This window comes from Streptomyces antioxidans (genome assembly GCF_000968685.2).
Taxonomy (GTDB): Bacteria; Actinomycetota; Actinomycetes; order Streptomycetales; family Streptomycetaceae; genus Streptomyces; species Streptomyces antioxidans.
This window is the reverse complement of sequence record NZ_LAKD02000115.1, coordinates 1-8915: the sequence shown is the minus strand read 5'-3', so window position 1 is coordinate 8915 and position 8915 is coordinate 1. Positions and strand designations below refer to the sequence as shown.

Genomic DNA, 8915 nt, shown 5'->3' with positions numbered 1-8915 from the left:
TGCTGCCCGGCACCGCCTTCGTGGAACTGGCCCTGCGCGCGGGCGAGGAGATCGGCTGTGACCGGATCGCGGAGTTGACCCTGCACGCCCCGCTGGTCGTTCCCGACGGCAGGGGCGTGCAACTGCAGGTTTCCGTGGCCGCGGACGAGACCGGGCACGGCGAGCTGACCGTCCACTCCCGCCCCGACGACGGAACGGACGCCGCCTGGACGCGGCACGCCACCGCCGTACTCACCCGCTCGTCGGCCATGACCACGACCACCGCCGATCCGGTGCTCGGCGCGACGTGGCCGCCGGACGACGCCGTCCCGATGGCCACTGACGAGCTGTACGCGACGATGGCGACGGCCGGGCTGGAGTACGGGCCCACGTTCCGTGGCCTCGGCCGGGTGTGGCGACGCGGTGACGAACTCGTCGTCGAGGCGTCGCTGCCCGAGTCGGCCGCGGGCGATGCGGGTAAGTACGGGCTTCACCCGGCTCTTCTGGACACCGTGCAGCATGCGGTGGCACTCGCCGGTTGGACCGGTGTCGAGGGCATTCCGTTCAGCTGGACCGGGATCCGGCTGCACGCCGTCGGCGCGTCCGCCGTACGGGCCAGGCTGCGACTCGTCGACGGCAACGGGGTGGCCATCGACCTCGCCGACGCCGCGGGCGCGCCACTCGCCTCGGTCGACGCGCTCACCCTGCGCCCGCTGACGACCGCACCGAGCACCGGCGGCGCCTTGCCGGACCCACTGTTCCGAGTGGACTGGGAACCGCTGCCGGTGACCGAGACGGCCACGGGCCCGTGCGCTGTGATCGGCCCGGACGCGGCCGGGCTGGCAGCTCCGCTCGCCGAAGCGGGCGTCGATGTGCGTACCGATTCCTCCATCGGCGACACCCCCGCGGTCGCCGTGTGGTGCGTACCGGAGCCGACCGCGGACTCCGCGCCGGAGGTGCGCGCGGTCACCGCCCGGGTTCTGGAGTTCCTGCAGTCCTGGCTCGCCGATGAGCGGTGGTCCGGCTCCCGGCTGGTGCTGCTCACCCGGGGCGCCGTTTCCTGCCAGCCGGGCGACGGTGTGACGGACCTCGCCGGTGCCGCCGTGTGGGGCCTGGTGCGTTCCGCCCAGGCGGAGCAACCAGACCGGCTGGCCGTCGTGGACACCGATGCGACGCCCGGGTCGGCGGCCGCCCTCGCCGCCGTGATCGCCCACAGTGAGCCGCAGGCCGCCATCCGGGCCGGTGAGGTGTGGGTGCCCAGGCTCGTACGGACCGGTGACGGCATGCTGGTGCCGCCGTCCGAGCCGTGGCGGATCGAGGTCGGTGGGCGTGGTGTGCTCGACGAGCTGACCGCGGTCGCCTGCCCGGACATCACGCGTCCGCTCGCATCGGGCCAGGTCCGGATCGCCGTACGGGCCGCTGGCCTGAACTTCCGTGATGTGCTGATCGCTCTGGGCATGTACCCCGATCCTGCGCTGACCGGTTCTGAGGCGGCCGGTGTCGTGGTGGACGTCGCGCCCGACGTCCACGGTCTCGCGCCCGGCGATCGGGTGATGGGCCTGTTCCCCGGTGCCTTCGGCCCGCTGGCGGTCGCCGACGCACGGCTGGTCACGGCGGTCCCGGACGGCTGGTCGTTCGCGGACGCCGCGTCCGTACCGATCGTGTTCCTCACCGCCTGGTACGGCCTGCGCGATCTGGCCGGGCTCGCGGAAGGCGAGACGGTGCTGGTACACGCTGCCGCGGGCGGTGTCGGGATGGCCGCCGTGCAGATCGCCCGGCACCTCGGCGCGCGCGTGCTGGCCACGGCCAGCACCGGCAAGTGGGACGTGCTGCGCTCGATGGGCGTCGCCGACGAGGCCATCGCCTCCTCCCGGGACCTCGCGTTCGCGGAGGCGTTCCGCGAGGCGTCCGGCGGCGTCGACGTCGTACTCAACTCGCTGATCGGCGAGTTCGTCGACTCTTCGCTGGAACTGCTCGCGCCTGGCGGCCGGTTCGTCGAACTAGGCAAGGCCGACCTCCGCGACCCGGACCGAGTCGCACAGGACCACCGCGGGGTCGCGTACACGGCCTTCGACCTCGCCGAGGTGGACCCGGATCGGGTGGCCACGATGTTCGGCGAGCTCACCGAACTGTTCGACCGGGGTGTCCTCCAGCCGCTGCCAGTCCGGGAATGGAGCGTGCTCCGGGCCAAGGACGCCTTCCGCCACGTCAGCCAGGCTCGGCACGTGGGCAAGAACGTGCTCGTCATGCCCGCACGGCGCGACCCCGACGGCACGGTGCTGATCACCGGCGCGCTCGGTGGACTCGGCGGCCGAGTGGCGCGGCACCTGGTCACCCGTCACGGGGTACGGCACCTCGTGCTCGCGTCCCGGTCCGGCGCCGCCGCACCGGACGCCGCCGAGTTCGTGGCCGAACTCGCCGAGGCGGGCGCCGACGTGCGGGTCGTCGCCTGCGACGTCGCCGAGCGCAACGCGGTCGCGGCGGTGGTAGCGGACATCGACCCGGCGCACCCGCTGACCGAGGTGATCCACACGGCGGGTGTGCTCGACGACGGACTGCTGCAGTCGCTGACCCCGCACCGGATCGACACCGTCATGCGGCCCAAGGTGGACGGTGCGTGGCACCTCCACGAGGTGACCAAGGGCCTGCCGCTGACCGGCTTCGTCATGTTCTCGTCCACCGCCGGGATTATGGGCGGACCAGGACAGGCCAACTACGCCGCGGCCAACACCTTCCTGGACGGCCTCGCCCACCACCGCCGCCACCTCGGGCTGCCCGCCACTTCACTGGCATGGGGCGTCTGGGCCGAACGCACCGGGATGACCGCCCACCTCGCCGACGCCGACTTCGCCAGGATGACCCGGTCCGGAGCCGCCGCACTGTCCACTGAGCACGGCCTCGCGCTGTTCGACCTCGGTCGCGCACTCGGCGAGCCGACCCTCGTGCCGACCCGCATCGACCTGGCCACCCTGCGGTCCCAGGCCCGTACCCAGCCGGTGCCCGCCGTACTCCGCGGCCTCGCCCGCGTCCCGCTGCGCCGCGCGGCCGCCGCGGACCCGACCGGCGACGGTTCACTGGCCACGCAGCTGGCGTCGTTGAGCGAGACCGAACAGGACCGGTTGCTGCTCGACCTGGTCCGGAGCAAGGCGGCCGCCGTACTCGGCCATGCCTCCGGCGACGCGGTCGACCCGGACCGGGCGTTCAACGAGCTCGGCTTCGACTCGTTGACCTCCGTGGAACTGCGGAACGCGCTGAACGCCGCGACCGGGCTCACCCTGCCGGTGACGTGTGTGTTCGACCACCCGACCGCGATCGCCCTGGCCGCCCACCTGCGGGCCCGGCTCGCCGGTGACCGCGGACGGGCCGTCGTACGGCCCGCGCGGGTGAACCCCGACGAGCCGATCGCCATCGTCGGCATGGCCTGCCGGTACCCGGGCGGTATCGACTCCCCCGAGCAGCTGTGGCAACTGGTCGCCGCGGGTGGCGACGCCACGTCCGAGCTCCCCGGCGACCGCGGCTGGGACCTGGCCGGGCTCTACGATCCGGACCCGGAGCGCCCGGGCACGGTCTCCACCAGGTCCGGTGGCTTCCTCGCCGACGCGACCCGGTTCGATCCGGCGTTCTTCGGCATCTCGCCGCGTGAGGCGGTGGCGATGGACCCGCAGCAGCGGCTGCTGCTGGAGACGGTCTGGGAGTCCTTCGAACGCGCCCACCTCGATCCGGCGTCCCTCGCCGGAAGCGAGACCGGGGTGTTCGTCGGAGCCAGCGGCCAGGACTACCACCAGGCTCTGGTGGCCAATGCCGCCACGGGTGTCGAGGGCTACACACTGACCGGGAACGCGCCGAGCGTCGTCGCCGGTCGGGTGTCGTATGTGTTCGGGTTGGAGGGGCCAGCGCTCACGGTGGACACGGCGTGTTCGTCGTCGCTGGTGGCGCTGCACCTCGCCGCCCAGGCACTGAGCAGGGGCGAGTGCGAGCTGGCCGTCGCCGCCGGGGTGACCGTGATGTCCACCCCCGGGCTGCTGGTGGAGTTCAGCAGGCAGCGGGGACTGGCCGCCGACGGCCGGTGCAAGTCCTTCTCGGACGCGGCCGACGGCACCGGCCTGTCCGAGGGTGTGGGTGTTGTGGTGTTGGAGCGGTTGTCGGATGCGCGGCGTCATGGTCATGAGGTGTTGGCGGTGGTGCGGGGTTCGGCGGTGAATCAGGATGGTGCGTCGAATGGTTTGACGGCGCCGAATGGTCCGTCGCAGGAGCGGGTGATTCGCCAGGCGCTGTCGGCTGCGGCTCTGGCGCCGTCGGATGTGGATGTGGTGGAGGCGCACGGCACCGGGACGAGGCTCGGTGACCCGATCGAGGCGCAGGCGTTGTTGGCGACGTACGGGCAGGACCGGGACACCCCGCTCTCGCTGGGCTCGGTGAAGTCGAATATTGGGCATACGCAGGCGGCTGCGGGTGTGGCTGGTGTGATCAAGATGGTGTTGGCGATGCGGCATGGGGTGTTGCCGCGGACGTTGCATGTGGGTGAGCCGTCGTCGCAGGTGGACTGGTCTTCGGGTGCGGTGGAGTTGTTGGGTGAGGCGCGGGTGTGGGAGGTGGGGGATGGTCGTCTGCGGCGTGCGGGTGTGTCGTCGTTCGGGATCAGTGGGACGAATGCGCATGTGATCGTGGAGGAGGCTGAGCCGTCGCCGGTTGTCGAGCGTGGTGAGTCTGTGGGTGTTCCGGTGGTGTGGCCGGTGTCGGGGCGTGGGGTTGAGGGGTTGCGGGCGCAGGCGGCGCGGTTGGCCGAGTTCCTGGGCGAGCGTTCTGATGTGTCGCTCGTGGATGTGGGGTTCTCCCTGGCGACGAGCAGGGCGCGGCTGTCCCATCGTGCTGCGGTGGTGGGTTCCTCGGTGGATGAGTTGGTGGGTGGTCTGCGGGCGGTGAGTGGGGGTGTTGCCGCGGTGGCGGGCGCCCGGTTGGGTGTGGTGTTCACCGGTCAGGGTGCGCAGCGAGTGGGCATGGGTCGTGGTCTGTATGGCGTGCTGCCGGTGTTCACCGAGACGCTGGATCGGGTGGCGTCGGGCTTTGAGGGTCTGCTGGATCGGTCGTTGCTGGATGTGGTGTTCGACGACGCTGGGGCGTTGGAGGACACGTTGTACGCCCAGGCGGGGTTGTTTGCCGTTGAGGTTGCGTTGTTTGAGCAGCTGCGGGTGTGGGGTGTTGTTCCTGATTTCGTGGCGGGGCATTCGGTGGGTGAGGTGTCGGCTGCCTACGCGGCGGGTGTGGTGTCGTTGGAGGACGGGTGCCGGTTGGTGGCGGCGCGGGGCCAGACGATGCGGCGGGCACGTTCGGACGGGGCGATGCTGGCCGTGGGCGCTGCGGAGGCCGATGTTGTTGAGCTGCTGGGTGATGGGGTGGGTCTGGCCGCGGTGAACGGGCCTGCCGCGGTGGTGGTCTCGGGTGACGCGGACCGGGTCGCTCAGGTGGAGGGGGTGTGTCGGGAGCGGGGTTGGAAGGTCAGTCGGTTGCGGGTGTCGCGGGCGTTCCATTCCCACCATATGGATGAGGTGTTGGAGGAGTTTGCGGCCGCCATCGACCGGCTCATCTTTGCGCGGCCGAGGATGCCGCTGGTGTCCACGGTGATGGGCCAGCCGGTCGACGAGCGGGTGGCGACGCCCGCGTATTGGGTGGAGCAGGTGCGGGCCACGGTGCGTTTCGGCGATGCCGTGGAGTACATGGCCGGGCAAGGTGGTGTGAGTGCGTTCCTGGAGCTGGGTCCGGATGCCGCGCTGACTCCGGTGATTGACAGTGCGGTGGCGGTGCCGACGCTGCGGGAGGGGCAGGACGAACACCGGTCGCTGCTCACGGCGTTGGCCCGGTTGCACACCCATGGCGTCGAACCCGACTGGGCCGCCGTCTACGCACCCCACCAGCCACGCACCGTCGACCTCCCGACGTACGCCTTCCAGCGCGAGCGCTACTGGTTCGCGGCTGGTGCGCCCGCGGGGTCGGCCGCCGAGCTCGGACTCGGCGCCGTCGGGCATCCGCTGCTGGGCGCGGTGATCCGGCTCGCGGACGAGGACGCGGTCGTCCTCACCGGCCGGATCTCGCCGCAGGTCTGCTCCCGGCTGGGTGGCCTGCCGGACGACGGACCGCAGACGGTGCCCGCCGCCGTCCACCTCGAGCTCGCCAGCAGGGCCGGGGACGAGGTCGGTGCGGGGGTCGTGCTCAAGCTTGACCCGCTCGACCCGTGGCCCATGCCGGAGTCGGGTGACGTACAGGTCCAGGTGTCGGTCGGTGCCGCCGACGAGGCGGGGCGGCGCGACGTCGCCGTGTACTCGTGTGCCGAGGGAACCGGTGACGAGTCGTGGACACTGCGCGCACGAGCGGTGGTCACCCCTGGCACCGGCGCGCCAGGTGCGCGGTGGGAGGGTGCGTGGCCGCCCCCGGGCGCCGCATCCGTCCCGGTCGACGGTTCGGAGCAGCTGCGCACGATCTGGCGCCGGGACAACGACGTGTTCGCCGAGGCCGCTCTGTCCGACGAAGCCGCCGACGAGACCCGATTCACCCTGCATCCGACCCTCGTCGAGGAGGTGTTGCGCGCGGCCGGGCTCGCCGGTCTCACCGAGCCCGGTGCGCTGCCCTCGGGCTGGCGTGGCGTACGGCTGCACGCCCAAGGTGCCACCGCGGTACGGGCGAAGCTGACCGCTGGCGCCGCCGACGAGTTCTCCCTCGAGCTGTATGACCTCGCAGGCGACCCGGTGGCGTCGGTGGACACGGTCACGGTGCGGGCGAGGACCGCCACCGAGACGGACGCCGAGGGGCCGGGGGCGCTGTTCGAGCTGTCCTGGGTGGACGTGCCGGTCGCCGCGCCGCTCACCGACACCGCGACCGTGCGCGACCCGGCCGAGCTCGAGCTGGCGCTGGCCGACGGCGTGCCCACCGCGGTCGTCTGGCGGGCCACGGAGACGGCGGGCCCGGTGCCCGACCGTGCCCAGCGGGTCGGTGCCGCGGCGCTGGAGCTGGTACGGGCCTGGCTGGCCGACGACCGTACGGTGGCGTCCAGGCTGGTGATCGTGACAAGCGGCGCGGTGGCCTGCGCCGACCAAGACGACGTACCGGACGTGGCCGCGGCGGCCGTCTGGGGACTGGTGCGCTCCGCCCAGGTGGAGAACCCCGGCCGACTGCACCTGGTCGACGTCGACAGCCCCACGGCCGAGGTCCGGATCGAGGACGACGAACCGCAGCTCGCCCTGCGTGCCGGACGGACACTGGCCCCTCGCCTGGTCCGCGTTTCGGCCTCCGCACCCGCGCGGTCCGTGGCGGACGACATGGGCACGGTGCTGGTCACCGGGGCCACCGGTGGTCTCGGCCGACTCGTCGCCCGGCACCTGGTGGACCGGCACAATGTTCGGCATCTGCTGCTCTTGTCCCGGTCGGGTGCCGCCGCACCGGGCGCCGAAGAGTTCGTGGCCGATCTGCGCGCCCGGGGCGCGGAGGCGCGGCTGGTGGCTTGCGACGTGGGGGACAGGGACGCGCTCGACGCGGCGCTGGCGGCCATACCCGCTGAGCACCCGCTCACCGCTGTGGTGCACACCGCGGGCGTCACGGCGGACCGCACCGTCACCGGGCTGACCGCCGCGGACCTCGCCGAGACGCTTTCGGCGAAGGCGAACGGCGCGTGGCACCTCCACGAGCTCACCCGGGACCTGCCGCTCACGGCGTTCGTGCTGTTCTCCTCGGCTGCCGGTGTCTTCGGCGGTGCGGGGCAGGCGAACTACGCCGCGGCAAACGCCGTACTGGACGCGCTCGCGGGCCACCGACACCGGCGGGGCCTGCCTGCGACGTCGCTCGCCTGGGGGCTCTGGGAGGCCGTGGACGGCATGGCGGGGCGGCTCGGTGACTCGGATCGTCGCCGTCAGCAGCGGGCGGGCCGTCCGCTGTCCAACGCGGCCGGGCTCCGGTTGTTCGACGCGGCCATCGCGGGGCCCGCGCCGGTCGTCGTACCGATGGTCCTCGACCTGGGCGCGGCGCGTGCCCAACCCGGGTCCGCTCCCGCGCTCCTGCGCGCGCTGGTGCCGCCCGCCCGCCGGGTCGTCCGTGATCTGCGCACCGGTGACGCCGCCTTCGCGGACCGGATGTTGGCCCTCGCCGCGGGCGACCGGCGGCGCGCGGTGCGCGAACTCGTCCGCGCCCAGGTCGCCACGGTGCTTGGGCACGCGAGCGCGCGGACCATCGCACCGGGTGCGGCGTTCACGGACCTCGGCTTCGACTCGCTCACCGCGGTGGAGCTGCGCAATGCGCTGGGCACCGCCACCGGGCTGACCCTGCCCGCGACCCTGGTGTTCGACCACCCGACACCTGACGCGCTCGCGGACCACCTCGAGGAACGGCTCGTTGGCGCGGCCCCGGCCGCGCGCCCCGTACCGGTTGCCGCGGACGCGGATGAACCGGTGGCGATCGTGGGAATGGGCTGCCGGTTCCCCGGTGGCGTAGCGTCGCCCGCCGAGCTGTGGCAGCTGCTGCACGAAGGCCGCGATGCGATGTCGCCGTTCCCCACCGATCGTGGCTGGGACCTCGCGGCGCTGCTCGACGACACGCCCGAGAGGCCGGGCGCGAGCGCCACCCGCTACGGCGGATTCCTGGCCGACGCCGCCGCATTCGACCCGGACTTCTTCGGTATCTCCCCGCGCGAGGCCTTGGCCATGGACCCGCAGCAGCGGCTCCTGATGGAGACCGTGTGGGAGGCCCTTGAGCACGCGGGCATCGACGCGATCGGGCTGCGCGCCAGCGGGACGGGTGTGTTCATCGGGACCAACGGCCAGGACTACGCCAGGTTGATGGCCGAGGCGCCCGAGTCCGCCGACGGGTACCTCGCCACCGGCAGTTCGGCCAGCGTGGTCTCCGGTCGGGTGTCGTATGCGTTCGGGTTGGAGGGGCCTGCGCTGACGGTGGAT

General features: G+C 72.6%; 1 protein-coding gene. It reads left to right on the top strand.

The features are described 5' to 3' along the window. Window positions 1–8915 (top strand): type I polyketide synthase (locus VT50_RS38730; protein WP_143645307.1); only part of this gene is annotated, 8915 nt, incomplete at both ends.